Below are 26,692 nucleotides of genomic sequence, written 5' to 3' on the forward strand. Positions count from 1 at the left end.
ACACAATACACTATTTTTTATTATATCAATAGAAAATGCAAGATTCAACAGAATAGTTACAAAAGAAGCATCATTGTAGTGCCAAGGATAAAAAAAGGCTGCATTCCGAATTCTCGGATGCAGCCTTTCGACAGAGTTATTCGACTTTCTTGCGCAAGCTTAAATCATATTTATAAGGGCTTGAAAGGCCGCTGATATCGTTTCGCCGAGAGTCTTGCCAATAGATGAGAAAAAGTTGAAAGCCTTCATTTCTTCAAGCTTTTCTTTTTTCGTCTCTAAATCATGACTTGTTACTTTTTCACCAAGGATATCCGCCTCCATCTCCCCTTGGTCCGATTGGTTGATAATAAATGCACTATTCAAAGAGGGGTCATCATATCCCTTCATTTTTTTCATGCCGTCATTCGCTTGCTGCATTCCAATAAGGACGCCTAAAAATAATACGAGTATAATCCCCGTGCATTTTAACCAAAATCGAACCATGAGAAAACTCCTTTCAAATTACTTCGCTTCTGATTCTCCAGTTGTTTTATCCACCGCTTTAGCATCCCAATAAAATTCACTGAAAACATCGGTAAATGCATCAACGGTTAAATACATTTCTTCAAACGTATTATCAACACCGCCAATTTCAATGAGCATGGCATTGCCTGACAAATCCTGATTGTATACTCCATTATGACCCGCTCCGCCTTGTTTCATAACCCCTCTTGAAATGCCAGGGTATTTTTTTTCTAGAGCTTTATGAAGTTTATTGGCAAGCGCTGCATTTTTCTCAAAGTTCGGGTTATTTCCCCCAATGACGAAGGCAATCTTGGCATAATCTTTACCGTTAATGTTAATGGTCGTATGTTTTTTTCGTTTTGAATCACGATGGATATCAATCATATATTCTAGATCTTTGTTGGTAGCCAATGCCGTTTGAACGGATTTACGAGACTCTTGATAGGATTTGTTGTAATTCAATCCCTTATTATTCAAATTGCCCATAATATCCGTATTATCAAGCGATGAGCCTATCCCGTTATCAGCCAAGTCCTCCACCATTCGTGCCCCGAGTTTTGTAATATTGATTTTAGAGTGATAGGCGAGATTAGGATTTGTAACCCCTTTTAAATAAGGGAGATATGACTCCCGATTATGGCTATGATAAATTTCAACAACTTTTCGCCCATTGGTTGTCTGATTTGGCTGATTAGCCACTCCTTTTTCAGGTTCTTCGATCTCATCCAGATTTTGCAGGGATGCATCCCTTTCTTCGTTCAGGACATCTACCGGCGGCGAAGATTCATACGGCATATTTGTATAATTGGTTCCTTCACCAGCGACAAGGATTTCATTATCAAAAATCGAGAAGCCTGGAAGTTCCCGACCAAGCAAGCTTCGCGGATCCTCCATAGAAATATTAGTCGAGATTTTTATCAATTGATTTGTGATCACCGATTCTTGTTTACCTTCAGGCAGGGCATTAAAAAAGTAATGATTTTCATTAGCCAGCATCGAGAACAGCATTTTCCCTGAAAATTGGTTTGCTACGGTATGTACGGAATCCGAAGATATCCGATACTCCGGTCGAAGAGACGTCATGACCCCGCTGACGGAAAAAACAAAAAGAAGCAAGGCGAGAATACCTAGAAAAGATTTTATTATAGTTGAACCGTGAATAGCTGTTATGATCCCTGGGGAATTTCTTCTTTTCATCCTTCCACCCTCTCTATAGCTTGTCTATTAATACCTATGACTTTGCTAGAAAGGGTAGAACACCATTTTTGGGCACTAAAATGAACTAGCGGGTATAGTAGCCAGTATTTTCTTGATTAATTGACCTATGCAATGCTGCATTCAATCCATTGGCTATCAAATTGGCCATGTCCTCAATGAAAACATCGACTTCTTTCGGTGTAACCATTAAATTTTGACCGAGCGGTGATAGCACTTCATAAATCAGTTTCCGCTTTTCTTCGTCCGGAAGGACACCAATCATGCCCAAGAAGGTTTGCCGTTCCTTTTCACCTGGCATATCCTCATCAGTCAGCTTTTTACGTTTCCCAAAACTAAATCCTGCGGGGGCTAATGAACGTGATGGGCGGTCACCCTCATTCAGTTCCTTGCCAAAGTGCTTCAAAATATAATCAATCGAGTCGCTAGTAATTGATACAGCATCAACGACGGTAGGTATTCCAATTGCTATAACAGGAACCCCCAGTGTCTCCTGACTCAATTCCTTTCGTTTATTTCCAACACCTGACCCTGGATGAATGCCTGTATCAGTTATTTGAATCGTTGAATTTACCCGATCAATCGAACGGGCTGCCAAGGCATCAATGACGATGAGAAAATCAGGATTGCTTTTATCAATGACTCCTTTAATAATGTCGCTCGTCTCGATTCCTGTAATCCCCATAACACCTGGAGAGATCGCACTTACCGGCCGATAACCTTCTTTAACAGACTCTGGTTGCAACTCGAACAAATGCCTTGTGACTACCAGGTTCTCGACCACGGCTGGCCCCAAAGCGTCCGGGGTAACATTCCAATTACCGAGGCCGACGACTAAACAACTGCTTTCTTTCGTGATATTATTTCTTTTTAAGAAGTAGGCTAGCTCGTCAGCAAACACCTTCTCCACTCGTTGCTGTGTGTCCGTATCCTGTTGGCGGATACCCTGAACTTCAATGGTTAAATAGCTCCCCTGTTTTTTACCAATCTCTTTTTCTCCCTCAGCCGTGACCTCGACTAAGGAAATTTTCAGATCATCCACTTCTTTTTCCTTTATTATGACCCCTTCGATATGGGAAACATCAACTTCTTCAACAACACCTTTATTTTCAAGAGCAATATCTTTTGCTTCTATCGCCAAATCGGTCCGAATTCCGAACTTACTAAGGTCCAAATGATTTTCCATAGCGGCCTCCTGATGTTTGATTTGTATCTAATCTAGTAATTTCCATAGTCTCTCTTAAACATTCTGTCGTTTTAGCTTTTTTATTATTCATTTTTTTGGTACAATAAAATATGACGAGATGAATTTATTTACTGAAATTATAATTCCTTTTCGATTCTCAATCTGAAGTATTGCATATTCATGAGCAGTCTGATAGAATATCACTTGTGCTATTTGATATGGATTTGAAAAGTCGAGTTCATATAATCTCGATTTCTTTGTAGGAGGTGAACGGAATGCCAAACATTAAATCTGCTATTAAACGTGTGAAAATCAACGACAAAAAACGCGTTCATAACATTACTGTTAGATCAACTATGCGTACTACAGTGAAAAATGCTGAAGTTGCATTAGCTGGTGAAAACGTTGAAGCTGCTAAAGAAGCTCTTTTAACAGCTGCTGTGAAATTAGACAAAGCTGCATCTAAAGGATTAATCCATAAAAATGCGGCAGCCCGTAAAAAATCTCGTTTAGCGAAAAGACTTAACGCTCTTAACGCATAATGACAAAAATTAAACGATCCTTCTGGATCGTTTTTTTTTACGCACCAAAAAGGTGACAGGGATTTCTGTCACCTTTTTTTTATTATCTAATTTTCAAAAGCAGCAACTCAAGTGTGATCGCCTTATCGGCTTGACCCGTTTTCATCTTATAATCCGCTTCCGCTAAATCGTTCATTATACTCAACAACTCGCGTTCCTGGAATTTCCCCGTTTTTTCTAGGGCTAGCTTTACTCGGTATGGATGCACCTTCAATTGCCCCGCAATTTTTTGCTGACTATACCCTTGACGCGAAAGCTCCTTCACTTGATACATAAGCCGGATCTGTCCGGCCATTACACTCAAAATTTTTATCGGCTCTTCATTCTGCCGAAGAAGATCGTGAAAAATCGTCATAGCACTTTCCATTTTTCGCTGCAAAACATGATCAACAAGTGTGAAGATATTCTGTTCTAGAGATTTAGCGACTAACTTTTCAACAACCTCAATGGTAATCCGTTTGTCAGCTTCTACATAAAGTGCCATTTTATCAAGTTCATTTGTCAACATCATCAGATTCGTTCCTGCAAGTTCGAGCAAAAGTTCTGTGGCTTGTTCATCTATTTGGACAGAATAAGCTGCAACGCGCTCCTTAACCCATGCCTTTAATTCATGATCGCCAAGCTTTTTCGCTTCAACGAGAACCGCATTACGCTTCAGTTCTTTGGTAATCTTTTTCCGTTCGTCCAGTTTTTCATAAGGAGCTGTCAGAACAACAATAGAATAAGGAACTGGGTCAGCCAGATACGCTTCCAGTCTTTTTACATTATGTTCAACTTTCGATTTCGTTTTTTCAGCTGTCAAAAAAAATGGATTTTGCATGAAAACAAGGCGTTTTTCCCCGATAAAAGGAAGAGTTTCAACGTCCTCAAGCGCTGTTTCAATCGGCGTCTCTTCTAAATCAAATTGAGAGAAGTTAAAATCCATTTCATCTTCGTGAAGGACATGCTCAATCAAAAGCTGCTTTGTTTCATTAATTAAATAAGCTTCTGTTCCATATAACAAATATACAGGCGCGAATTGCCCTTTTTTAATACTTTTCCATACGTCTAATACCAATAGAATCCGCCTCTTTTTTATGTATTCTTCTCTAATGGTATAGGTGGATGAACCATTTGACAAGCTATAAAGGGAACTAGCCCTCTAAAGGACTAATTCCGGATCTATATGAACACTTTCAAGAAAGGCCCGGGTAAACTCCCTTGAAAGCGGGTAAAGTATTCATGTAGAACAAAAAAGTGAACTTTTCTTTTTCGCTTGCTTTGTTTGTACCTTTATTTTGACCTCAAAATTTCAAACTATTTGTGACAACTCTTGTCAGTAAAGGAAATGAAGAAATGTGGCCTGTAGATTTTTTTTTGGTAATGTTTTATACTATTAGCAGAAATAGGAGGGGTAAACAATGAACGAATTCGAAAAGAATGTTCAATCAAAGACTGATGACGTCGCTGATTCCGCTATGGGATTCATCGGTTCTTTTGTATTTTTCGCTGCCATGTTCACCATTGCTGTCGTCATTAAAGCAGTCGGATCCTGATTTCATTTTTCAAAATGCACTTATTTTTCCCTGAAGGAGGCTGCTGATGCAGTCTCTTTCTTTTTGATTTCTACATACTATGGAATAGTCTTCCGAAAGGTTCCTTCACTTTTGTAATACTTGTAAATAATAGAACCATCTTCATCCGTCCTAAACAAATAAATATTATATTCTTTCAAGGCCTCAATAACTTGTTCATGTGGGTGACCGTACCTATTCTCCTTTCCAACTGAAATAAGCGCTGCTTTTGGCTGCAATTGTTCAAGAAAAGGCTTCGAGGAAGAAGTCTTACTGCCGTGATGACCGACCTTCAAAATATGCGCCCGCAACTGTGGGTAAGTATCCATCAATTCTTTTTCCCCCTCTTCCCCCATATCTCCGGTAAATACCCAGGACAATCCCCCTAACTCTGTATATAAAACAATGGACGAATCATTCTTATTTTCTTCTTTTTTATGTGGATCTAGAACGAAAAACTCAGCTTCCCCAACTTTCCAATGTTCGCCCCTTCGTACGACTGTCACTTTTACCCTCTTATTTCTTGCAATGGAAACAAAGTCTTTATCTCGATAATCGTCCTCACTCCAACCTCCAATAACTATCTCCTTAACTTTGAAATTTTCAATGAGTTCTTTTGCACTTCCTATATGATCAGCATCGGCATGCGTTAAAATCAGCTTGTCCAAATGGTGAATGCCCTTACTTTTCAGCAGCGGGATAATGATATCATCAGCCGTATTATAAGTCTTTCGCTTTTTTTTCCACATTTCCATAGGAAACGTAATTTGTCCCCCCGTATCAATCAAGTAATTTCCTCGGTTAAACGGAAGAGTAATTAAAATTGAATCACCCTGTCCAACATCAATTATCTGCACTTCACCGAATGGAGATAGCTTTTGTAGATTGTATTGAAAAAGTAAAAGTAAAATCATTATTCCACACCAGATTTTACATTTACTAAAAGATTTCTCCCAAGTCAGGAACAGTCCTAAAACTGCAACAACAAGCAACAACATCATAATGAAAAGTGGTTTTCCAAACGGAATGGAGGCAAGAGGAAGATTCGATGCAGCATCGGCGACCTTATTACTGAGCAGGAAGGTGAAGTTTAGTAACGAAATAAGGGGTTGACCTAAAACAGGAAGTAACAGATGGATAAAGAGGGTGATTAGTGAAAAAGGCAGCAAAATGATGGAATAAAGAGGCACATACAGTACATTTAGAAGCACACCAAGGAAAGATACTTCATAAAAGTGAAAAAGCAAAATCGGAAGGGCTGCCAATTGGCAGATTGAGCTGACAATGAAAAGTTGTAGTGTCTTTTGTGGGTACTGCAAAAAGATTTTCGAAGACATAATGATTGAAAAGGTGACAGCGAAAGAAAGCTGAAACCCAATATTATAGAGCATAAGCGGCTGAAAAAATAGCAGCGTCATATAGACCGCACCGATCGTGGCACCTGCTGAAATTCGTTTCTTGAAAAGCATAAGCAAAAAGAATACCATAGCCATCAAACATGATCTCATCACTGACGGGCTTGCTCCTGAAAGTATCATGTAAATCGGAAGAAAGATAAGGATGGCAATCATCATTCTTTCGCGAGTAACTCCTAAGCGGATACCAAGATAAAACAACATCCCTGTTAAAAAACTGACATGAAGTCCCGAAATCGCCAGTAAATGAACAAGACCTAGACGCTGATAGTTAGTAAGATCCCCTTCATCGATATCCGTCTGATCACCGAAAATAAGGGCTGTGACAAATCCGCTCGATTCTTCTGGAAAGTGTTTTTTTATATACGAAATTCCTTTCATCCGCAAATTTCGAATTGAAACGACAATCGAGTTTCCAACCTTTTTGCATTTCGAAAAAGAAATAGAACTCGCTTTAAATATCCAATGAGTGTTTTGCTGGAGGAGATAACGATGATAATCGAAGCTGTTTTCATTACGGTGTTTGTCAGGAACCTGCAGATCTCCCTCGGCCGGACAAGATAAACCGATGCGAAGATACTGATTCAGCTTTTCCTTTTCTTGTTCGGAGGCTACTTTATATCGAAGCATCAGCCGTTCACCTTGTTCACTGATGATGAAACCTTTTAATAGATTTCCATCTATTTTCGGTTGGTCTGTAAATGTAATAACAAAACGACTTTCTGTTCCCTTATAAGAAGAGATGTTTCGATGTTCGGAGGCAGTAGCGGACCCTAAAAAAATCCCCATAATCACCATATGAAGTATAAGGGTCTTCCCTTCACCCGCACTCGAATAATAAATAAAACAGAGGAAAATAAGGAAAACGATTAAAAGTCTTACACTAAAAAATGAATGGGCCGAAACGCCAAACGTGGCCGAAACGGCTAAAAAGAGAAGTTGTCTTGCCATGCCAACCCCCTGTCTAATTATTTGTTAAATAACAGTTTTGCCTCCTTTTCTAGCTCCAGCACAGCTTCTTTCTCTAAACCGGATTGTTCAAGTTGACCTAGCAACGAACGTACAAAGTCCTGTTTTTCTTTTCCGTATACATCGATGGCTCCTCTTGCTTCAACCTTTTCCGTTTTGACCCCAGCCTGCTCAAACAATTCAATTGCATATGGATGGTTTTTATAATCCTCTGCATAATAAACAGCTTTGATTCCAGCTTGAATGAGTGATTTACAGCATTGCAAGCATGGAAAATGTGTCACATATATTTCCGCCTCTGCAGTCGGCACACCGAATTTGGCACATTGTAAAAGTGCATTCATTTCAGCATGTATCGTTCTAATACAATGATTATCTATTACATAACAACCATCATCAATACAGTGCGTTCCCCCGGCAATCGAACCATTGTAGCCTCCCGCAATAATCCGGTTATCCCTAACGATTGTTGCGCCTACAGTTAGTCGTGTACATGTGCTTCTTAAAGCTAGTAAATGGCTTTGAGCCATGAAATATTGATCCCAGCTAATCCTGTTCATGTTGTGGTCCCCTTTTACTTAATAAAATTGATTTTCTTCAATTTTACCTTCTTCCTGTCCATTTGTGTAGAGAATTCAATCAATCATTTGACGGAAATAGAATCCTTTAATTTTTCAAACGTTTTATCACCGATCCCTGATACATTCTTCAATTCATCTATCTGCTTGAATTTCCCTATCGTATCTCTGTATTCAAGGATGGCCGTTGCTTTTGATGTGCCAATCCCAGACAGGGTTTCTAAATCCTCCTTTGTAGCTGTGTTCAAGTTAACCTGGCCCCTTGAACTCTCAGATGCCCCTCCAGTAGCCGCAGTTCCGCTCGAGGCGGCTGATGCATTCTCGGGAAGTTCTATGCCCTCTTCACCTATTTGGGGTACGTAAATGACCATTTGGTCCTCAACAATTTGGGCAAAATTCACTTTATCCTTATCGGCCTTGTCTGTGAAACTTCCCGCTTTCGAAATCAAATCAATCACCCTGTCACCTGCCTCCGCAGTAAATATACCAGGTGCCTGTACTGCTCCCTTAACATCGACTTTAATGATAAGAGGTTCTCCCTCCGTTTCAGTTGTCATTTCATCGATGCCATCGTTTGCTGATACTGTAAAGATATCTTCTGTTTCAACCAGTTCCTTCCCAGGTTGAAAGAAAAAGTAAACTCCTACCGCCCCAGTAGCTACTGCAGCGGCAATCATCGCCATTTTCTTTTTTAATATTTTATCCATTTCTTAGCCTCCTTCTTTGATTTCGAACATTACATTGTCATAGGACAGATTAAAAATACATAGTGTTTTTAGGAGATTCGCTTTTAGTGAGAGGAGTTGAAAGTATTGAAGAAAATCGGTGTAATTGGAACAGGCAATATGGGAACGATTTTAATCGAAGCGTGGCTGGAGGCTAAAATACTAAATCCGGCTGATCTACTCATTACAAATAGAACGCTCTCCAAAGCATTGGTGCTGAAAGAAAAGCATCCCGGTATCGAGGTAGCGAAAAGCGCCGCCGAGATCGTCCAACAGGCAGACTTTATTTTTCTCTGCGTAAAACCATTACAAATTCACAGCCTTTTACAGGGCATCAAACACCATATAAAAAGAGAACAACTACTTATCTCCATTACAAGCCCGCTTTCAGTGGCACAGCTTGAATCAGAAGTGAATGCTCCATGCGCCCGTTTTATCCCAAGCATAACGAACCGTGTGGGATCAGGGGTATCGTTACTGAGCTTCAGCAAAGGGTGCAGCAAAGAGACACAGCAATCCTTATTAAATCTGGCATCTGCCATATCGGCACCGGTCATCATTGAAAATGATATCACCCGGGTAGCTTCCGACATTGTAAGCTGCGGACCTGCCTTCTTTAGCTTTTTAGCACAAGCTTTTATTGAAGCAGCATGTCAAACAACGAAGATAGATAAAGAAACCGCAACGACTTTGACCGAGAACATGCTGATTGGGTTAGGTGAATTGCTTGGTAAGGGAGTTTACACATTACCGACCTTACAGGAAAAGGTTTGCGTAAAAGGTGGGATCACAGGGGAAGGAATTAAGGTTTTAGAAGCTGAAACCGGAGAAATGTTTCATCATCTGTTTCAAGCGACACACGAAAAATTCGCAGAAGATCTTCACGAGGTTGAAAAACAATTTGGCCATCCTTATTAATATTCGCATCCAAAATCTATTCTCCTTCTAAAAATATAAAAAAATAAAGGGTCAGGCCTCCTTTCGCACAGTGTTGTACGATAGGAGGTCTGACCCCTTGATTTATTTTCTGGCTACAAATAAGATTCTTTCGGTTTCTTTACCGACCGGTGCTTCTTCAAGGTCCGCCAGAAGTTCAGAAACTTCAAAACCTGCTTGTTGCAACCATTTTTTATATTGCTCTACCGGATAGGTACGCTGATAATGCAACTCATCAAAACGGTCGTACAAGCCACTATCATTGTCCCTCACGAAAAAACTTAAATCATGTTCAACACTGTATGCTTCTTCACCCGGGAAGCAATCCCAAATATAGGAGACCTCTTCATCATTGACGGCAAACGTATTATTGTGAAAGATTTCTTCCATCTTATAAATAGTATGAACATCAAACAAAAATAATCCGCCATCCTTCAGATGTTCATGCACCCTGGAGAACGTTTTTGCAATATCCGCTTCCTCACGTAGATAGTTCAACGAATCACAAAAAATCGTGACACAGTCATATAGACCAAGCCCTTCGAGTTCTGCCATATTCTGCTAAAAAAAGGGAATCGATAACCCTAGCTTCGCCGCTTTCTCATTGGCAACCATCAACATTTCATCAGACAAATCTACACCAGATACATCAAATCCATGCTGCGCCAGTTCTACTGTTATTTCCCCTGTGCCGCATGCTAAGTCCAGGACTTTCCTTCCACCAATTCCGTACTGTTCCAGCTTCGCCGTCAGGATCATCAGCCATTTTTCATAGGGAGCGTCCTTCATCAATTCATCGTATACATAGGCAAAGCGTTCGTAAGTCATGGAGTCAATTCACTCTCTAGATCTTCAAAAGGTGCATCTCCCCATAAACGTTCAAGGTTATAATAATTTCTTTCATCCTTATGGAAAATGTGGGCTACAACATCTCCAAGGTCTACAAGTACCCATTTCGCTTCCTCAAAACCTTCAAGGCGTTTTACATTGATCCCTGATTCGTCTGCTTTGCTCTTCATTTCTCGAGCTATAGCTTGTACTTGTTTTTCAGAATTACCATGACAGATTAAAAAGTAATCCGCCACCAAAGAAATACCTTGCATATTTAGAGCAACGATATCCTCCGCTCTTTTATCGTCCGCCGCTTTTGCTGCAATTACAAGAAGTTCACGTTCAGTCATTACATCTTCTCCTTCAAATTCATGATTAAATCATTATATGTCTTAAATGTATCAGGGTAAATTGCCTGATTTCTTTTCATTAAAAATACAACTGTATTCCTTAAAGCTTGAATGACAGCACGATCCAAGTTTTCCTTTGCTGTCTGCCTTACTTCGTCGACTCCAGGAAAAGAACGCCCAGGCTCAATATAGTCAGCAAGATATACGACCTTATCCAAAAGGCTCATACCGACCCTGCCTGATGTGTGATAGGCAATCGCATCCAATATTTCACGGTCAGTGATACCGGCTTCTTTTTCTACCAGATAAGCCCCTACAGGAGCATGCCACAGTTCCATATTGAATTCAAGTAAATCTGGCGCCATTTTTTCAGAGATTATTATTTGCTCCATTTCCTCTTTTGGACGAAATTTTGCATAATCGTGGAAAATAGCTGCCAGTTCCGCTTTTTTGACATCTGCACCATACTGTTCGGCAAGTTCTATTGCTGACTCGACCACGCCCAACGTATGAATATACCTGCGCTCGGTTATTTGTTCTTTGACGAGCGCTAATGCTTTCTCACGATTCATATAAACCATTCCCTTTAATATACTTCACCACTGGATCTGCTATTAAATATTTCACGGTTTTTCCTGTTCGCAATTTCCTTCGTATCATAGAGGAAGAAATGAACATTTGTGGAACCTTCACCATCGTGATTGGATATTCTGTCTTTTCATTATAGCCGGGACGTTTCACTCCGACAAAATTGACTAGGTGCATAAGCTCGTCGATCCGGTGCCAATTAGGTAAATACTCAATCATATCTGCACCTATTATAAAATAAAATTCATTGCTTGGTTCGCGTTCTTTCAGCAATTTAATCGTATCATACGTATAGGATGTGCCTTTTCTTTCTATTTCAATATCCTCAATATAAAAAGATGGGTGTCCAGCTATGGCATTTTCCAACATAGCCAACCTGTCCATATCGGTTACTTCCTCCGTTTTTTCCTTGTGAGGAGGAACATGATTTGGCATGAATCTAATTTCATCTAACTCTAGAGCATCCAGCACTTCATTAGCTATAATTAAATGACCGATATGAGGAGGATTGAATGTACCGCCAAGAATTCCAATTTTTTTCATAGATAGGTTCCTTAAGGTAGTTTAAGTTGTTTGTTTTCTTTTGATTCTTTATATAACACAATTGTGTTACCGATAATTTGAACCAATTCTGCTCTTGCCCCTTTTGATAATGCAAGACCCACATCATTACGGTCTTCTTCACAGTTTTGCAATATGCTAACCTTGATTAGTTCGCGTACTTCTAGCGCCTCACCAATTTGTTTAATGAGATTATCATTAACCCCGCCTTTTCCAACTTGAAAAATTGGATTTAGGTGATGGGCCTTTGATCGTAAAAATCTTTTCTGTTTACCTGTTAACATGTGTTACCTCCTAGTTTGTTCGAGACAATATCTGTCATTCTTGCTGTATTAGGCATGATGCCCGTCCATATCTCAAAAGCGAGCGCACCCTGGTAGACAAACATACCAACACCATTTTGCGTTTCCGCCCCTTTTTCCCTCGCTTCACGAAGCAATTTCGTTTGCAAAGGGTTATAGATGATGTCACTGACAAATGCATCAGCCTTCAATTGGTCCAACTTCAACGGAGAATGTTCAATGTGCGGACTCATTCCAGAAGAAGTTGTTTGGATGATTAAATCATATTGTGATAAGCTTTCTTCCGCTTCGGCAATCGTGAGCGCCTTTGATTCTTTATCATATGGGCAATCAGAAACAAGGTGGGCTGCTGTTTCCTTTGTCCGGTTTGCAATATCAACGTGCTTTACACCTTCTTTTACAAGTGTAAAATAAATCGCACGTGCAGCACCGCCCGCTCCGATCACTAACGTTTTTTTAGCCTTAATGTCACCTGATATTTCATCGCATAAAGATTTATAAAATCCTATTCCGTCTGTATTATACCCTATAAATCGTCCATTTTCGTTAATAACTGTATTAACCGCTCCAATTGCAAGGGCCAGCTCATCTACTTCATCAAGAAGTGGGATGACCGTAGTTTTATGAGGAATCGTGATGTTAAACCCTGCTACACCAAGGGCTTTCATACCCTGTACCGCTTCAATCAAGCTCTCTGGTTTTACATGAAAATGGTGATAAACCGCTTCTATATTTTCTTTTTCAAATGCATCATTATGAATGTCCGGAGACATCGAATGCGCAATTGGATCTCCTATTACCCCATATATCTTATTCATAGACAGACGACCCCTATATTTAGATTAATGATTTACGAACTATGACGTTCACACCTTTTGGAACGTGCGCAACGATCTTCGCACCTGGTTCATTGACAGTTACCCAGCCAAGGCCTGAAAACACAATATCCATTTTACCATCTTTTAAGGAGAATTCATGAGGAACAAGCTTCGGAAATTCTTCCATCTGTTCAGGACGCGGAGGCGTCAGTAATTCTCCTGCATGATTTTTATATAATTCATCCGCTTTTTCCAGTTTTGTCCGGTGGATATTTAATTCATTCGAAAGATAGCAAGTCAGCGAGCGTCTGCCACCCGAAACATAGTCCAACCGAGCCAAACCGCCGAAAAATAGCGTTTGCTCTTCATTCAGCTGATACACTCTCGGCTTGATTTCCTTCTTCGGCATAATCACCTTGAAATCACGTTTATCTACATAATGAGCCATTTGATGATGATTAATGATTCCTGGTGTATCGATCAAGGCATGTCCATCATCTAGAGGAATTTCAATCATATCCAAAGTTGTGCCTGGAAAATGAGAAGTCGTGATGATATCCCCTTCACCACTCACTTCTTTAATAAGACGGTTGATGAAAGTCGATTTACCAACATTCGTACAGCCAACAACATAGACATCTTTATCCTGACGATACCGTTCAATCGCATCAGCAGCTTCAAGAATATGCTTTCCTTTTTCGGCACTGACAAGGAGAACATCAACCGGATTCAATCCCAGTTCCTTCGAAGATTGTTTCATCCAATTAATCAATTTGTTCGGCTTTACTGATTTGGGCAGTAAGTCCACCTTATTCCCAATTAAAAGAACATCATTTCTGCCTACAAAGCGATGAAGGCCCGGCAGCCAGCTTCCATTGAAATCAAAAATATCGACGATTTTGACGATTAATGAATCGGTTTCGCCTACTTTATTCAAGATTTTCAAGAAGTCATCGTCTGTTAAGGAAACATCCTGAACTTCGTTATAATGTTTCAGTTTAAAGCAACGCTGACAAACAATGCTCTCTTTTTCAAGTGCTGATTTAGGCGCAAAGCCTAATTCCTTCGGATCTTCCGTCTGGACCTTAACGCCGCAGCCGATGCACACTAATTCTTGATGATTGTTCAATTGTGCTCCTCCCATTCTATCATTCCTTTTCGTTTAAAAAACGCCATAATCTTTCTTTCAAAATAACGATTGATTTTCGTTCTGAATTCGTCAGTCTGTGCGACAGGGACCACTAGGATGGTATGAAACCCACCTCTATTTCCGCCCAATACATCCGTCAATAACTGATCGCCGATTACCACTGTTTCCTCTACCTTCAATCCCATCGCCTTACGGGCTTTATGGAAAGCTTTCGCCATCGGCTTTCTAGCCTGAAAAATAAATGGAATATGAAGCGGATCGGAAAAAGCACGTACCCGTTTTTCATTATTATTGGACACAATCGTCACTAAAATCCCATGGTCCCGCATATTGTCAAACCATTTGATTAAATCAGGGGTAGCGGTCGGCCTGTCCCATTCAACGAGTGTATTGTCTAAATCAGTAATTACTCCCTTAATCCCTCTTTTTTTCAAATCTTGAGGATCTATATTAAAAATGCTTTTAACATGTTCACTCGGCAAAAATAATTTAAGCATATTGACACCTCTATAATTTTCATAAAATTTACCGTCTCCATCATATCGAATTTTTGGCTTACTTTCAAAAAAAATTAGGAACGAAGGGCTATCGGTAAAAAATCATCATAATGTAAGTTTTCTAATATGGAAAGGCATTTTTCAAAAAGACTAGAAAATCCAACTGTCTGAACAGACGAAAGAACTAATTATTACTAAAAGAATTCGACAAAAATTTCATTAACCTGACCTGTGGATAACTTTACTAACATTTTCCATACTGTTGTGTATCTATTCGTTCACCTTGTAAACAACTTAACCACAGGTTATCCACTTTCAACTGTGGATAACAGAACGATTGTTCTCTACGTTTATTTCTGATACAGTAGGGGTACATCATGGATGACCTACTAATATATGCAAGTAATTACAAAAATATTCCTCGCAATCCCTACTGGAGGTGAGCAGCCGTAAATGGCGTTCTGATGCAAAAACTATCTGATGATCTGTTGCTGGAATCCTATTTTAAAGCGCAATATTTAAAGTTAAGTACCGATTTCATCCGCCTCATAGAAACGGAAATTCATCGAAGATCTTTGACACATAAAATCCGATCAATATTATAAAATGAAATACATAGGCTGACAAAACATGTCAGCCTTCTTATTTTTATTTGATGATTATTAAACGACTCTCATGTACCCAATCTTTTCACCGACACGGACATCAGCGGGAATCGATAAGTTTTCATCGAGTTGATAACTGTTTTTCTCAAAAAGCATCACGACTGTTGACCCAAAACTGAAATAAGAAAATTCCTGTCCTTTTTCTAAGTGATTCGATTCATCAGTAATAACGATGGAATTAATATACATGGCACCGACTTTCACCATTGCTAAACATCCCGCCTCATTTTGAAGCTCTGTTATTGTACGATAATTTTTCGATAATGGCTCTTTTCCATATTTCATTCCCCATTTATTAACAGGGTAAGATTTCTTTCCAAGCGTCCAGCGTTTTACCACAGAACCCGAAATAGGCGCATGAATCCTATGATAATGACTCGGGCTTAAGTATAACACGAGATATTTACCACCTAGGTACTTTTCTAATAAAAGCGCATCCCCTAGCATTTCCTCTATCGAATATACTTTCCCTTTTACTACAATTTTTTTATCCGCTCGAATTTCCCCTGCATCCTCGAGCACACCATCTACAGGACATGCTACTGCAGAAGATTCCACCGTAATTGGCCTTGCCTCCCGCTTTAGGTGTCTTGTAAATAACTCATGCAGATTGTTGTAAGTTTTTAAGTCCTTACCAAATTCTTGTTGATTAAGGTTAAACGTTTTTACATAAAATAAAATCAACGGCTTACTCCAACGAGATTGGCTAAAATGCTTTAATATACCTGACGAATACCTTCCATTCGTCAGTTCAATAAGAATACGATAAAAAGATTGATACAAATAAAACCACTCCAAATTGTAAAATAATTCTAAAACCCCTTGCATAAATTGTGTTAAATAAAATATTATTATATAATAAATACTTATGTTTACTATATTTTGTTTTTATTTGTTTTATTTGAAAGGAGTGAAAAGATGTTTTTATTACACGCCCTAGATCAAACCATTAAAAAAGTGAAAGCCCAAACAGCAAATATACTTACTTTAATGAATTTATCCCTTGGTGGATTTGCAATAATTGCCGTAATGCACGGCGAATTGAATTTAAGCTTGCTTTTAATTTTCCTAGCTGCCCTTGCAGATCGCTTTGACGGTATGGTTGCCAGGAAGTTTAACATTGAATCGGAATTAGGTAAGCAACTTGATTCCATGTGCGATATTATTTCTTTTGGCGTTGCACCAGCTCTATTATTATACCAAGGAATTTTAATAGAATTCGGAGCTCCAGGCACACTATTTACGGTTTTTTACATCGGCTGTGGCGCATTTCGTCTAGCCCGTTTTAACATCAGTGAAAGCAATGGATATTTTACCGGCGTTCCGATTACCGTTGCAGGCTGTTTAGCCACCGTTAGTTATTTAGCCATTCCTTATCTTCACCCGGTCTTTTTCTTATCCCTCATGATTATATTATCATTACTTATGGTCAGTCCATTTAAACTGAAAAAAGTGTAAATGGGAAAGCGGATGTCCTAAACCGGACATCCGCTTTTTTGTTCTTATTTTAACTAGACCAAGTTTATGCTTTTTGAACGAGAGGATCGGTCAAACGCATGAACTCTTCGACATCCTCCAGACAGGCAGTAACCGCTTCTTCCCAAAAATCACGGGTAGTTAAATCCACGCCTAAATGTTTCTCTGCCAAGTCCTCGACCTTCATGGAACCGGTGTCCTTTAGTAAAGCAATATATTTTTCTTCAAACCCAGAAGGTTCTTTAAGCGCATTCGCGTAAATGCCTAATGAGAACAAGAATCCGAATGTGTATGGGAAATTATAAAACGGTACACCTGTAATATAGAAATGAAGCTTTGAAGCCCAAAACGTTGGATTATACTCACTTAGCGCATCACCATAGGCTTCTTTTTGCGCTTCAACCATTAGTTCATTTAAGCGTTCGGCACTGACATATCCCTGTTTTCTCTCATCGTAAAATCTTGTCTCAAATAAGAAACGAGCATGGATATTCATCAACAATGACACAGAGCGTTGAATTTTATCTTCTAAAAGAATCAGCTTTTCTTCCTCATTTGTCGCTTCTTTCACTGCTGCATCCGAAACGACCATCTCTGCAAACGTTGAGGCTGTTTCAGCCACGTTCATTGCATATGATCGATTCAATGGATGGATATCCCTCATCGCATATGAATGGAAAGCATGCCCCAATTCATGAGCCAATGTCGACACATTCGAAGGGGTGCCCGAATACGTCATAAAAATCCGGGATTGCTTATCCAAAGGGAAACTTGTGCAAAAACCGCCTGGCTTCTTTCCTGGTCTGTCTTCTGCTTCAATCCAGCTGTCTTCAAATGCTTTTTGAGTGAAGTTCGCTAACTGAGTTCCAAATTTAGAAAATTGCTGCACGATAAAATCTGCACCTTCTTGATAATCCATTACCTTTGACTCTGCTGTAACAGCGAGAGGAGCATCCAAATCAGCCCAACTTAATTTCTCCAAATCAAGTAATTCTGCCTTCCTATGTAAAAACTTCACTAGGGGCTCCTTATGTTCAGCAATTACGGTCCACATGCTCTCGAGGGTTTCTTTCTTCATCCTGCAGATTTCTAGCGGCTCCTTCAAAATATCATCCCAGCCTCTTTTTTCATTCACACTGAGACGAAAGCCTGCTAAATGATTCAAAGTCCGGGCAAAAAGATCACTTTTTTCATCCCAAGCCTGTTCCCAAGCAGTAAACAATTCATTCCGGACGTTTTTATCCGGATCAGAAAATTTATTAGCCGCCTGACCAACAGAAAGTGCTTCACCCTTAAAAGGGATGGTCATCGAGCCCACAATTGTATCATACATTTGGCTCCAGCCTTCAAACCCATCCATGGATAGCTGGGTGATTAGTGACTCTTCCTTAACAGAAAGCCTTTCCTTCGCTCTTTCTCTACGTTCATTCAATACATATTTCAGTTCATTCAACGGCTCTTTATTAAGGATACTCTGAAAAAACACCTCATCAAGCTCCAGTAGCATTTCATCCATTTTACTTACCACCGTTTTTAGTGACGCCACACTCTTCATTTGTTTTATTCGCAGTTGACCTGCCTTTTTATCCTGTGCATTTTGAGCTTCCAGGCATCCTATAAAGGCGCTAGCCTGTCTCGATTTCATATTTAAATTTTTATAAAGATCAAATGCCTGGATCAAACTGATTTCATCATTTTCTTCTGAATTTATCTTGCTTACAAGACGGTCAAATTCTTGAACCTCTTGATTGATTTCATCTAAAAAAAGCAGGAATTCCTTAGAAGAGCTTCCTCCTTTAAAAAAGATATCCAAATCCCATGTTAGAGAATATTCCATTTTCTGTTTGCCCCCTTTTATCAATATACCTATTATAGAGGTTTCACCTATATTTTTCTAACTAAAAAGAATTTTCAGTAATTTTTTAAAACATTTTTCTATATCCATAATTAAAAGCATGTTATTATGGTTATATCCTTAGGAAAGGGGAAGGTTTACATGAAACTATTTATCCAGCTGTCAGCCATTACCCTGCTTCTTTGGACAATGCATATACCTCTTCAACATCACACACAGCCATTAAACCTTGAAGAACACACTGATGTTCATCACTGGGATAAGGCCGAGAAAAAGCTCCCGTTCATACCTTTCTTAGGTTCCTGGCAGGACGTTATCCTTTTTCTTACTTTCGAATTTTGTATTTTTAATTTTCTTTATTTTCACTCAAATCTTCGACGGAGATTTCTCAGCCCAGTCTTTTTCCAGGCGAATTACGTATCCACAAACTCTAAGATTTTATAAAAAAATAAAATCGAGGAGTGATGAACATGTGGTTCCGCCTAATAATGATTGGTGTCTTTTCTTTAACTGCTTCACGTCTGTTCCTTTCCCAAGGTATTGAGATTTATCATGCCTTTGCAGAACTATTCAGAAATAAATATTAAAACAAAAAGAGTGCGGGAAGTTTGACCCGCACTCTTTTTGTTTTAAAAAATGATTTTTATCCTTTTGCTTTCTTTTCTTTCTCTTTTTCCGCTCGATAAAATTCATGGAACATCTTCATCAAGGCACGTTTTTCAATACGCGATACATAGCTACGGGAAATCCCAAGTTCTTTAGCAATTTCCCGCTGGGTTTTTTCCTTTTTTAAATCTAGTCCGAACCGGCCAACAATGACTTCCTTTTCCCGTTCATCCAAAATATCAATATACTTTTTCACCTTTTCAATTTCCATATTGAGCTGAATCGTATCAATGACATCTTCTGATTCTGATTTCAACACATCAATTAAACTGATTTCGTTTCCTTCTTTATCCTGACCAATCGGGTCATGTAATGAAATATCCTTTTTCGTTTTTTTTGTTGCTCGTAAATGCATCAGGATCTCGTTCTCGATACAACGTGCTGCATATGTGGCCAGCTTCGTACCCTTTCCATCGGAATAACTTTCAATGGCTTTTATCAAGCCTATTGTCCCAATCGAAATCAGATCCTCTGTATCTTCGCCTGTATTCTCGAATTTCTTGACGATATGGGCAACAAGCCTGAGGTTATGCTCGATAAGAATGTTACGGGCATCACCATCACCCTCACCCATGAGCTTCAGGTATTTCTTTTCGTCCTGGGATGACAAGGGCTGGGGAAAAGCGTTGTTTTTTACATAGGAAACTAATAAGTAAAATTCTTTGATAATATAGCCTACAGCTGTAAGTATTCCGGGCATTGGTCTCATCCTCCCGTTTCTTTGGTTTCCCTATTCATACCTATGCAACAGTGGGCTTGTTCGTGTCTGTACCACTAAAAGAAATCATGAAAGTAAAAAAATGTCTAAAACAAGAATGGTTGAAATCCCAATCGGACAAATACAAACATTCATATAATGATAGTGAATTTTTAGGGAGAGGGGGTTTTTACTATGGGATATAACTATGGACCATACGGGTATAACTATGGTTACCCGCTGGGTCCAGCACCTTGTTATGGAGGAGGGTGTTACGGGTTTGGGTATGGCCTATTTATTGTCCTCTTGATTTTATTGCTCATATTCGGCTTTTGGTGGCTGCCGGGATGTGGGTTTGGAGACGGCGGATTCGGTCCTTGCTGCTGATAAAAGCATATAAAAAACTCGGCTGAAATGCCGAGTTTTCTACTTTACATTATTAATTCAAACTGTGAAGCGGCTGATCGGCATCGACGGAAACATTTACAGCGATTACAGTTCCGATGACAGTAGTAAAAATAAGGATCATTACCATTGAGAACATCAAGAATCACTCCCCATATCTAACTTATCTTCAATTTATCATGTTTCCGCTGCTCTTAACCGTTGCTTATTTGAACAATATACATACAAACCATGGCAATACTGTGAAAGGTAAACAAATCCATTAGCCGGTATCCTTCTCATTCCAATAACAATACTTATCTCCTTTTAAATAAACCCATTTAATCATATTTACCTCCACCTTTCCTAAAATTTATAAATCCTAACGGATAACCATACATATCAGTCTTAGAAAAAAGGACGATGCTTCATTGCATTGTTTAAGTGCTCTTCACGAAGCTTGTGAATTCTCTCCTGTTGCAAACATTCTTCAGCAGTCATTTTTTTCATTTTAATTGTGATTGTAAAAAATAGCATATTCAGTGTCATAATATCACCTCCTTTAAGGGAGCGGCTTACCAAAAAAGGCATAAAAAGGCCGCAGAAAGTTACTTCCTCCTGCGGGATTTTTAAGAGAATATAAAAAGGCCGCAGGTAAAAGACTTCTCCCTGCGGCCGCTATGTTTGAATGATTAATAAAGCCAAAATTGCTTTAGAAATATTCCGCTTGGCACAGGTCGAATAGTATGTGATTGTTCTTTGAAACAGACAAGCCAATCTGATTAGTGATGGATCCTTGTAGATACAATTTCATTTTCCTCGACCTCCTTTGGAATATTTTTTATTACCTGGTAAGTATATCCACAAATGGCATTTTTGTAAACGGCTTTTGCCTATTTTTTCGAAAGTTCTTTCTTTTTTCCTATTTTCATTAGAAATTCACAGCTTAGGGAGGAAAATAGTATGAAAAAGCAGCCCTATCCTGTTATTGATTTTCTCTAGATGTTTGAAAAACAAAAAAGCCTGATTCTCCGTCAACATCTACGAAGAATCAGGCTTGCTTTTATTGTTTTAAAGAGTCATGGTCATCCATTTCTGCCAAAATCTTTTTATATTTATTAGATAATCTGAAAAATAGAATAGACATACCGAGGAACAAAATTGTGGCTCCCATATAGACATTCGTGGAAACCATCGTTTTTTCAACAGAAGGGAGTATGGTTCCTAAATAAAAGAACGAGCCCACACATAGCAAGGTAATCGCAAATTGTTTAAAATCCGTCTTTTTTGATCGTAGGACTGCAGCCGTTTGTTTTTTACGATTTTTCATGCCATTTCCACCTTCTTTCAAGCTAGTAAGTAATCGATATCTCATTCTACCATATTTATTCCAAATGATATGGTGTAAATAATGGCAGTAAGCCGAGAAGATGATACTGTCCGTTTAACCTCTTAGCGCCTGTTCCAAGTCTTCCACTAAGTCTTCCGCGTCTTCAAGACCTACGGAAATACGAATTAATCCATCGGTGATTCCAAGTTCAGCACGGCGATCTGCCGGAATAGAGGCATGCGTCATCAAAGCTGGAACCGAGATTAAGCTCTCCACTGCACCAAGGCTTTCAGCAAGGGTAAAGTATTTTACTTTCTCCAGCACACGTTCGGCCTTTTCTGCACTACCAACATCGAATGAAACCATACCGCCAAAGCCACGTGATTGTTTTTTGGCAATGTCATGGTTTGGATGGTTTTCAAGACCTGGATAATAGATTTTTGAAACGCCTTTATGCTCGCTTAAGAAACGAACGATTTGAGAAGTGTTTTTTTCATGCTCTTCCATCCGGATGCCAAGCGTTTTCATACCACGCATCAGCAGCCATGAATCTTGAGGCCCTAGCACGCCCCCTGTAGAGTTTTGGATGAAATGAAGGTCATTACCAAGTTTTTCATCATTCACCACGACAAGACCCGCTACAACATCGCTGTGCCCCCCAAGGTACTTCGTCGCGCTATGAAGTACGATATCTGCTCCAAGGTTAAGTGGATTTTGCCAGTATGGCGTACTGAACGTATTATCCACAATAGTAAGCAAGCCGTTTGCATTAGCTATTTTAGATACCGATTCAAGATCAGTAATTTTCAATAATGGATTCGTCGGTGATTCAATGAACAATGCTTTTGTATTAGACTTGATTTCTTTTTCGATAGTGTGAATATCACTCGTATTGACGAAGGTCGCTTCTATGCCGAACCGGTTCAGCACTTTTGTCATGATTCGAAAAGAACCTCCATATACGTCATCGGTCAGTAATACATGATCACCTTGATTGAGCAACATCATCACCGCCGTCATAGCTGCCATTCCTGAACCGAAGGCGAATCCTCTTTTCCCTTCTTCAAGCTCCTTGATTAATTCCTCCAGGGCATGGCGGGTTGGGTTACCGGTACGGGAATACTCATAGCCTCGATGATCTCCTGGACCATCCTGCTTGTAGGTGCTTACCTGATAGATCGGCACCGAAACCGCACCTGTTTTTTCATCACCAAAAATGCCACCATGAATTAATTGTGTTTTTTTTCTCATTTCACAAGCCTCCCTGATAAATTTTTTTGCTTAAGTAACGTTCACTAGAATCCGGAAAAATCACAACAATATTTGTCCTTTGAGCAGCCTCTTCCGCTTCTATCATTGCCGCGGCAAACGCCGAACCGGAAGAACTCCCAACAAGCAGGCCTTCTTTGATTGCCAATTCCTTCACCATCTGAAACGCATCACTATCGCTTATCGTATGAATCTGGTCAAAATACGTTTCATCCATATAGGGAGGTAAAAATTCCATGCCGATCCCTTCTGTTTTATGAGGCCCAGCTTTGCCTCCGCTTAAAATTGATCCCTCTGGTTCAACAATAACGGTTTTGACCGCTGGATTTTTTTCTTTTAAATAACGTGATGTCCCCATGAAGGTCCCTCCCGTCCCGGCACCGGCAACAAACACATCCACATTGCCATCCAGCTGCTCCCAAATTTCCGGTCCTAGCGTTTTATAATACGCATCCGGATTAGACGGGTTGGCAAACTGCTGAGGACAATAGGCATCCGGAATTTCGGCCAGCAATGCCTTTGCCTTAGCAATCGCTCCTGTCATTCCTTCCTCTGTCGGGGTCTGAATCACTTTTGCACCAAGGGCTCGCATCAATTCCTGTTTCTCGGTACTAAATTTCTCCGGTACACAAAATATTACATCCACGCCACGGTTGATCGCCGCCAGAGCCAATCCAATCCCAGTATTTCCAGCTGTCGGCTCGATGATGGTTCCGCCCTCCTTTACTCTTCCTGACAGAAACGCTTGCGTTAAAAGTTCCTGACCAAGCCGATCCTTCACACTGCCCCCAGGGTTAAAGAATTCCAGCTTCGCAAAAATCCGGACTTCATTTGGAAGGGGGAAATGGGTGATTTCCATAAGGGGCGTCTCGCCAATCAAATCATGAATGTTTTGAAAGACCTTCATATTTGGACATCCTTTCAGAGTTTACCTACCTATTTAGTATGTTATACATATAAAGAAATGATCAACGGAATGGCTTCCGCTGATCGCTAACATTTATTTCATTTTTTCAACCATTTTTAAAATCAGAGCGGATGAATGAAGCGCCGCCGTTTCTAAGAACTTATCAAAGGAAATATTCGACTCCTTGCCAGCGATATCTGAAAGGGAACGAATGATAACAAACGGTGTTTGGAATTGGTGTGCTACCTGAGCAATAGCTGCCGCTTCCATTTCCACCGCGTATAAATCTGTAAATTTCCCTCTGACGAATTCAACCCGAACAGGATCATTCATGAAAGAATCTCCCGTCACGATCAAACCTTTCGCCACTTGAATATCTTCAATTTCTTTCGCCGCTTCTTCTGCGATAGCAAAAAGCTTCTCGTCCGGGATAAATGCTGCTGGCAATTGCGGTACTTGACCGTATTCATAGCCAAAGATTGTCACGTCAACATCATGGTGGCGCACTTCTGTTGAAATGACCACATCCCCTACATTAAGCGCTGGATGATAACCTCCTGCAGATCCTGTATTAATAACCGCATCCGGTTTGAATTTTTCTAAAAGAATCGTTGTGGACATCGCAGCATTCACTTTACCGATTCCCGATTTAAGTAAAATGACCTCAATGCCGTTCAGTGTCCCTGTGTTGAATTCGGATCCGGCAATCGTAACCTGCTCCAAACCTTCCAATTTATCACGTAAAATCGTAACTTCTTCTTCCATTGCTCCGATTATGGCTACCTTCATTAGTAAAAACCTCTTCCTATAATTTTTCAGCCTCCATAATCCAGACAAATTGATTGCAGCGCTCAAAGGTCACTTTAAATCCATGTGTTTCAAGTGCTTTTTCTAAAAAAGGAATGGTCGTATAATATTCCGTTTGCAAATCGTTTGCCAAATTATGAAAGCCTGCATGCTTTGCATCTTGAATCGCTTGTTCATGCGCGTCTCTCGATTGATACATTGTATCCGCAAACACTATTTTACCACCTGTATTCAGTAACTTTCCATAGTTCGCTATAGCTTTTTCTTTTTCTTCATCGGTTAAATGATGAAAAGCATACGTACTCACAATCGAATCTACTTGTTTAGGCTCCGGAAAATCCATAAAATCACCATCGATAATTTCTGTTTTTCCCCTTAACTTGCTAACCGCAATTTCCCTCATTGCTGGTGACGGCTCAATTCCAGACACCATAAGACCTTTCTTCAGCAGCCTTGCTGTTAAATTCCCGGTCCCTACCCCAAACTCCAGCACATGACCGTGAGCCCGACTCGTGACGCTGTCTAATATGTTGTCATAATGTTTAAAAACCTCTTGATATTCAATATCGTGTCCACCGACGGTATCATCATACGATTTCGACCATTCCTCAAATAACTCTACAAATTCTCTGCCCATTTTAATCACCTTTTTATGATAAGATAATAAAACCTATAAGCATAATATGAAATGAATCTAAGAACAGTTCTTATTTTTTAGGCAAATCTATCATTCAAGTTCAGATTCAATTCATTTGGTGTTAAACTAACACTATTAAAACGTTGGAGGAATACAGAAATGAATTTTCAACTCGACTTAAACTTATTCGAAGATAAAATTGAATTTTTTGAAGCAGAAAGCATCAAGAACCTAGAAGAAAAAATCCAGTCACAAATCGAAATCAATAAAGCGATCATGCTTCAAGTCCACTCCGTATCGCACCAAATGTATGTCAGTGAAGAGGGAAGAAGATTTTACAGTGCAGTCGTTCACTTTAAAGCCAAAAAGTAATCTTTATTATCAATGAAAAACCCCCGAAAAGAGGCATTCTTTTCGGGGGTTTTTCATTTTGAAGATATATTCATATAAACTCTGACTTTTATTTCTTATCGTTCGTCTTCAATTCTTCAACCTTTACGGGCTTCCAACCTGATCCGTCTACCCATTCAATATAAACGCGGAAGGTTTTAGGGTTGTCCCCTTCTGATACGGTACCGATTGCAGTGTTAGGTGATCCGCCGTTTTGAAGCCACCACAGTCTCATGTTACCTTGGTCAATACCTGCTCCATGAGCAATCGCTTTACTCATTTCATTCCAATCAACAGAGTTCTTTTGAAAGCTTGTTGTGTGTTTACCGGATTGCTCTGTGCCAACTGGTTTCCAGCTCTCGCTCGTGTATGTAGTCGCGACATTGCCATCTCCGCTTCCTTCCACTTCGACAAGCTCAGCGTCCCCTGTTTTTTCTGTGTCTGTATCTGGATTTGTGTCTTTGTTTGTGTCTTTGTTTGTATCTTTGTTTGTGTCTGTGTTTGCGTCTGTATCTGTGCCATCTTCAGTATTTTCTTCTGTACCTTCTTCAGTTGCTTTGCTATCCTCGTCTTCATCTTCCTTAGTCAAATCAGTATCTTCTTCTTTGCCAGCAGGTTTATCCACTTTCTTCTTCTCATCTTTTTCAACGGTCTGCTTTGGTTCAGTTGTAGCTTTTTCTGTATCAGAGCCATCATCACTTAAGAAAATAGAGACGGCGACAATGACAATAAGAATCGAGACAACGGTGATTGCGATATTATATATTTTATTTACTTTTCTTTTTTGATCTCTCTGATTGAATCTTGAGCCCAAGGTCCATTCCTCCCTTACCATTTCGTACTGCCTCAT

At 39.7% G+C, this 26,692-nt stretch carries 31 protein-coding genes and 1 pseudogene; 7 read left to right on the plus strand and 25 right to left on the minus strand.

The window, feature by feature from the left end; genetic code table 11:
- Positions 1-159: 159 nt before the first annotated feature.
- The 3 genes from AKG34_RS16130 to gpr all read right to left on the minus strand — a co-directional run bounded on the left by AKG34_RS16130 (position 160) and on the right by gpr (position 2,905).
- Entirely contained in the window at positions 160-483 is a 324-nt protein-coding gene (locus AKG34_RS16130) for a YqxA family protein (RefSeq protein WP_053347017.1), read from the minus strand.
- An 18-nt stretch (positions 484-501) separates the two neighbouring features.
- The gene (gene spoIIP / locus AKG34_RS16135) at positions 502-1,701 is read right to left on the minus strand and encodes a stage II sporulation protein P (RefSeq protein ID WP_053347018.1); all 1,200 of its coding nucleotides are present in this window, start codon (positions 1,699-1,701) and stop codon (positions 502-504) included.
- Positions 1,702-1,786: 85 nt separating this feature from the next.
- Entirely contained in the window at positions 1,787-2,905 is a 1,119-nt protein-coding gene (gene gpr / locus AKG34_RS16140) for a GPR endopeptidase (protein ID WP_053347019.1), read from the minus strand.
- A gap of 275 nt (positions 2,906-3,180) precedes the next feature.
- Here gpr and rpsT point away from each other — a divergent pair, with 275 nt between their 5' ends.
- Positions 3,181-3,447, plus strand: coding sequence for a 30S ribosomal protein S20 (gene rpsT, locus AKG34_RS16145; protein WP_034308554.1), 267 nt, complete (start codon positions 3,181-3,183; stop codon positions 3,445-3,447).
- An 82-nt stretch (positions 3,448-3,529) separates the two neighbouring features.
- Here rpsT and holA read toward each other — a convergent pair whose 3' ends face one another.
- Positions 3,530-4,543 (minus strand): DNA polymerase III subunit delta, encoded by a 1,014-nt coding sequence (gene holA / locus AKG34_RS16150; protein WP_053347020.1) that lies wholly within the window; start codon positions 4,541-4,543, stop codon positions 3,530-3,532.
- Between the two features lie 343 nt (positions 4,544-4,886).
- Here holA and AKG34_RS27110 point away from each other — a divergent pair, with 343 nt between their 5' ends.
- On the plus strand, positions 4,887-5,021 hold the full coding sequence (locus tag AKG34_RS27110; RefSeq protein WP_081108861.1) for a YqzM family protein: 135 nt from the start codon (positions 4,887-4,889) through the stop codon (positions 5,019-5,021).
- A 77-nt stretch (positions 5,022-5,098) separates the two neighbouring features.
- Here the strand turns inward: AKG34_RS27110 and AKG34_RS16155 are convergent, their stop codons facing one another.
- The 3 genes from AKG34_RS16155 to AKG34_RS16165 all read right to left on the minus strand — a co-directional run bounded on the left by AKG34_RS16155 (position 5,099) and on the right by AKG34_RS16165 (position 8,708).
- Positions 5,099-7,405 carry a DNA internalization-related competence protein ComEC/Rec2 gene (locus AKG34_RS16155; protein WP_053347021.1) on the minus strand — a complete coding sequence of 769 codons (2,307 nt, stop codon included), beginning with the start codon at positions 7,403-7,405 and terminating at the stop codon, positions 5,099-5,101.
- Between the two features lie 17 nt (positions 7,406-7,422).
- Positions 7,423-7,983 carry a ComE operon protein 2 gene (locus tag AKG34_RS16160; RefSeq protein WP_053347022.1) on the minus strand — a complete coding sequence of 187 codons (561 nt, stop codon included), beginning with the start codon at positions 7,981-7,983 and terminating at the stop codon, positions 7,423-7,425.
- Positions 7,984-8,066: 83 nt separating this feature from the next.
- Positions 8,067-8,708 carry a helix-hairpin-helix domain-containing protein gene (locus AKG34_RS16165; protein WP_053347023.1) on the minus strand — a complete coding sequence of 214 codons (642 nt, stop codon included), beginning with the start codon at positions 8,706-8,708 and terminating at the stop codon, positions 8,067-8,069.
- Between the two features lie 105 nt (positions 8,709-8,813).
- Here AKG34_RS16165 and comER point away from each other — a divergent pair, with 105 nt between their 5' ends.
- On the plus strand, positions 8,814-9,644 hold the full coding sequence (gene comER, locus AKG34_RS16170; protein ID WP_269083740.1) for a late competence protein ComER: 831 nt from the start codon (positions 8,814-8,816) through the stop codon (positions 9,642-9,644).
- Positions 9,645-9,746: 102 nt separating this feature from the next.
- Here comER and AKG34_RS16175 read toward each other — a convergent pair.
- From AKG34_RS16175 to AKG34_RS16210, 8 genes and pseudogenes are all read right to left on the minus strand, one after another.
- A pseudogene (locus tag AKG34_RS16175) lies at positions 9,747-10,490 on the minus strand (class I SAM-dependent DNA methyltransferase).
- A complete protein-coding gene (rsfS, locus tag AKG34_RS16180; RefSeq protein WP_053347024.1) occupies positions 10,487-10,843 on the minus strand; it encodes a ribosome silencing factor in 357 nt (118 codons plus the stop codon). The pseudogene AKG34_RS16175 and the gene rsfS overlap by 4 nt, the downstream one beginning before the upstream one ends.
- The gene (gene yqeK, locus AKG34_RS16185) at positions 10,843-11,415 is read right to left on the minus strand and encodes a bis(5'-nucleosyl)-tetraphosphatase (symmetrical) YqeK (RefSeq protein WP_053347025.1); all 573 of its coding nucleotides are present in this window, start codon (positions 11,413-11,415) and stop codon (positions 10,843-10,845) included. Before yqeK ends, rsfS begins: the two co-directional genes overlap by 1 nt.
- The gene (locus tag AKG34_RS16190; protein WP_053347026.1) at positions 11,405-11,974 is read right to left on the minus strand and encodes a nicotinate-nucleotide adenylyltransferase; all 570 of its coding nucleotides are present in this window, start codon (positions 11,972-11,974) and stop codon (positions 11,405-11,407) included. The genes yqeK and AKG34_RS16190 overlap by 11 nt, the downstream gene beginning before the upstream one ends.
- 11 nt (positions 11,975-11,985) lie before the next feature.
- Positions 11,986-12,276: a ribosome assembly RNA-binding protein YhbY gene (gene yhbY, locus AKG34_RS16195; protein WP_053347027.1), complete on the minus strand. Its 291-nt coding sequence runs from the start codon at positions 12,274-12,276 to the stop codon at positions 11,986-11,988.
- Positions 12,270-13,112, minus strand: a complete 843-nt coding sequence (gene aroE, locus AKG34_RS16200) for a shikimate dehydrogenase (RefSeq protein ID WP_053347028.1) — start codon at positions 13,110-13,112, stop codon at positions 12,270-12,272. Before aroE ends, yhbY begins: the two co-directional genes overlap by 7 nt.
- 19 nt (positions 13,113-13,131) lie before the next feature.
- A complete protein-coding gene (yqeH, locus tag AKG34_RS16205; protein ID WP_376183085.1) occupies positions 13,132-14,241 on the minus strand; it encodes a ribosome biogenesis GTPase YqeH in 1,110 nt (369 codons plus the stop codon).
- Positions 14,238-14,759: a YqeG family HAD IIIA-type phosphatase gene (locus AKG34_RS16210; protein WP_053347030.1), complete on the minus strand. Its 522-nt coding sequence runs from the start codon at positions 14,757-14,759 to the stop codon at positions 14,238-14,240. The genes yqeH and AKG34_RS16210 overlap by 4 nt, the downstream gene beginning before the upstream one ends.
- A gap of 464 nt (positions 14,760-15,223) precedes the next feature.
- Here AKG34_RS16210 and AKG34_RS27115 point away from each other — a divergent pair, with 464 nt between their 5' ends.
- The gene (locus AKG34_RS27115) at positions 15,224-15,364 is read left to right on the plus strand and encodes a sporulation histidine kinase inhibitor Sda (protein ID WP_082527682.1); all 141 of its coding nucleotides are present in this window, start codon (positions 15,224-15,226) and stop codon (positions 15,362-15,364) included.
- A 57-nt stretch (positions 15,365-15,421) separates the two neighbouring features.
- Here the strand turns inward: AKG34_RS27115 and AKG34_RS16215 are convergent, their stop codons facing one another.
- Positions 15,422-16,207, minus strand: a complete 786-nt coding sequence (locus AKG34_RS16215; RefSeq protein WP_053347031.1) for a phosphatidylserine decarboxylase — start codon at positions 16,205-16,207, stop codon at positions 15,422-15,424.
- A gap of 135 nt (positions 16,208-16,342) precedes the next feature.
- Here AKG34_RS16215 and pssA point away from each other — a divergent pair, with 135 nt between their 5' ends.
- Complete coding sequence (pssA, locus tag AKG34_RS16220; protein WP_053347032.1) at positions 16,343-16,882, plus strand: CDP-diacylglycerol--serine O-phosphatidyltransferase; 540 nt, start codon at positions 16,343-16,345, stop codon at positions 16,880-16,882.
- Between the two features lie 64 nt (positions 16,883-16,946).
- On the opposite strand, the gene AKG34_RS16225 is transcribed toward pssA, so the two are convergent.
- Together AKG34_RS16225 and sigK are read right to left on the minus strand one after the other, a co-directional pair.
- Positions 16,947-18,737, minus strand: coding sequence for a M3 family oligoendopeptidase (locus tag AKG34_RS16225; RefSeq protein WP_053347033.1), 1,791 nt, complete (start codon positions 18,735-18,737; stop codon positions 16,947-16,949).
- Positions 18,738-19,398: 661 nt separating this feature from the next.
- A complete protein-coding gene (sigK, locus tag AKG34_RS16235; protein WP_053347035.1) occupies positions 19,399-20,121 on the minus strand; it encodes an RNA polymerase sporulation sigma factor SigK in 723 nt (240 codons plus the stop codon).
- A 192-nt stretch (positions 20,122-20,313) separates the two neighbouring features.
- Here sigK and AKG34_RS16240 point away from each other — a divergent pair, with 192 nt between their 5' ends.
- Positions 20,314-20,505 (plus strand): hypothetical protein, encoded by a 192-nt coding sequence (locus tag AKG34_RS16240; protein WP_053347036.1) that lies wholly within the window; start codon positions 20,314-20,316, stop codon positions 20,503-20,505.
- 405 nt (positions 20,506-20,910) lie between these two features.
- Here AKG34_RS16240 and AKG34_RS27120 read toward each other — a convergent pair whose 3' ends face one another.
- The 6 genes from AKG34_RS27120 to AKG34_RS16265 all read right to left on the minus strand — a co-directional run bounded on the left by AKG34_RS27120 (position 20,911) and on the right by AKG34_RS16265 (position 25,452).
- A complete protein-coding gene (locus AKG34_RS27120) occupies positions 20,911-21,051 on the minus strand; it encodes a YrzI family small protein (protein ID WP_116820737.1) in 141 nt (46 codons plus the stop codon).
- 514 nt (positions 21,052-21,565) lie between these two features.
- Positions 21,566-21,832 carry a YrhC family protein gene (locus AKG34_RS16245; protein ID WP_053347037.1) on the minus strand — a complete coding sequence of 89 codons (267 nt, stop codon included), beginning with the start codon at positions 21,830-21,832 and terminating at the stop codon, positions 21,566-21,568.
- Between the two features lie 114 nt (positions 21,833-21,946).
- Positions 21,947-23,083 carry a bifunctional cystathionine gamma-lyase/homocysteine desulfhydrase gene (locus tag AKG34_RS16250; protein WP_053347038.1) on the minus strand — a complete coding sequence of 379 codons (1,137 nt, stop codon included), beginning with the start codon at positions 23,081-23,083 and terminating at the stop codon, positions 21,947-21,949.
- A gap of 1 nt (position 23,084) precedes the next feature.
- Positions 23,085-24,008, minus strand: coding sequence for a PLP-dependent cysteine synthase family protein (locus AKG34_RS16255; protein WP_053347039.1), 924 nt, complete (start codon positions 24,006-24,008; stop codon positions 23,085-23,087).
- 93 nt (positions 24,009-24,101) lie between these two features.
- A complete protein-coding gene (gene mtnN / locus AKG34_RS16260; protein WP_053347040.1) occupies positions 24,102-24,797 on the minus strand; it encodes a 5'-methylthioadenosine/S-adenosylhomocysteine nucleosidase in 696 nt (231 codons plus the stop codon).
- A gap of 16 nt (positions 24,798-24,813) precedes the next feature.
- On the minus strand, positions 24,814-25,452 hold the full coding sequence (locus tag AKG34_RS16265) for a class I SAM-dependent methyltransferase (protein WP_053347041.1): 639 nt from the start codon (positions 25,450-25,452) through the stop codon (positions 24,814-24,816).
- Between the two features lie 159 nt (positions 25,453-25,611).
- Between AKG34_RS16265 and AKG34_RS16270 the strand changes: the two genes are divergently transcribed.
- On the plus strand, positions 25,612-25,824 hold the full coding sequence (locus AKG34_RS16270; protein WP_053347042.1) for a DUF2536 family protein: 213 nt from the start codon (positions 25,612-25,614) through the stop codon (positions 25,822-25,824).
- Positions 25,825-25,912: 88 nt separating this feature from the next.
- On the opposite strand, the gene AKG34_RS16275 is transcribed toward AKG34_RS16270, so the two are convergent.
- The gene (locus AKG34_RS16275; RefSeq protein WP_053347043.1) at positions 25,913-26,656 is read right to left on the minus strand and encodes a YrrS family protein; all 744 of its coding nucleotides are present in this window, start codon (positions 26,654-26,656) and stop codon (positions 25,913-25,915) included.
- Positions 26,657-26,692: the final 36 nt, after the last annotated feature.

This window comes from Peribacillus butanolivorans (assembly GCF_001273755.1).
Lineage (GTDB): Bacteria > Bacillota > Bacilli > Bacillales > DSM-1321 > Peribacillus > Peribacillus butanolivorans.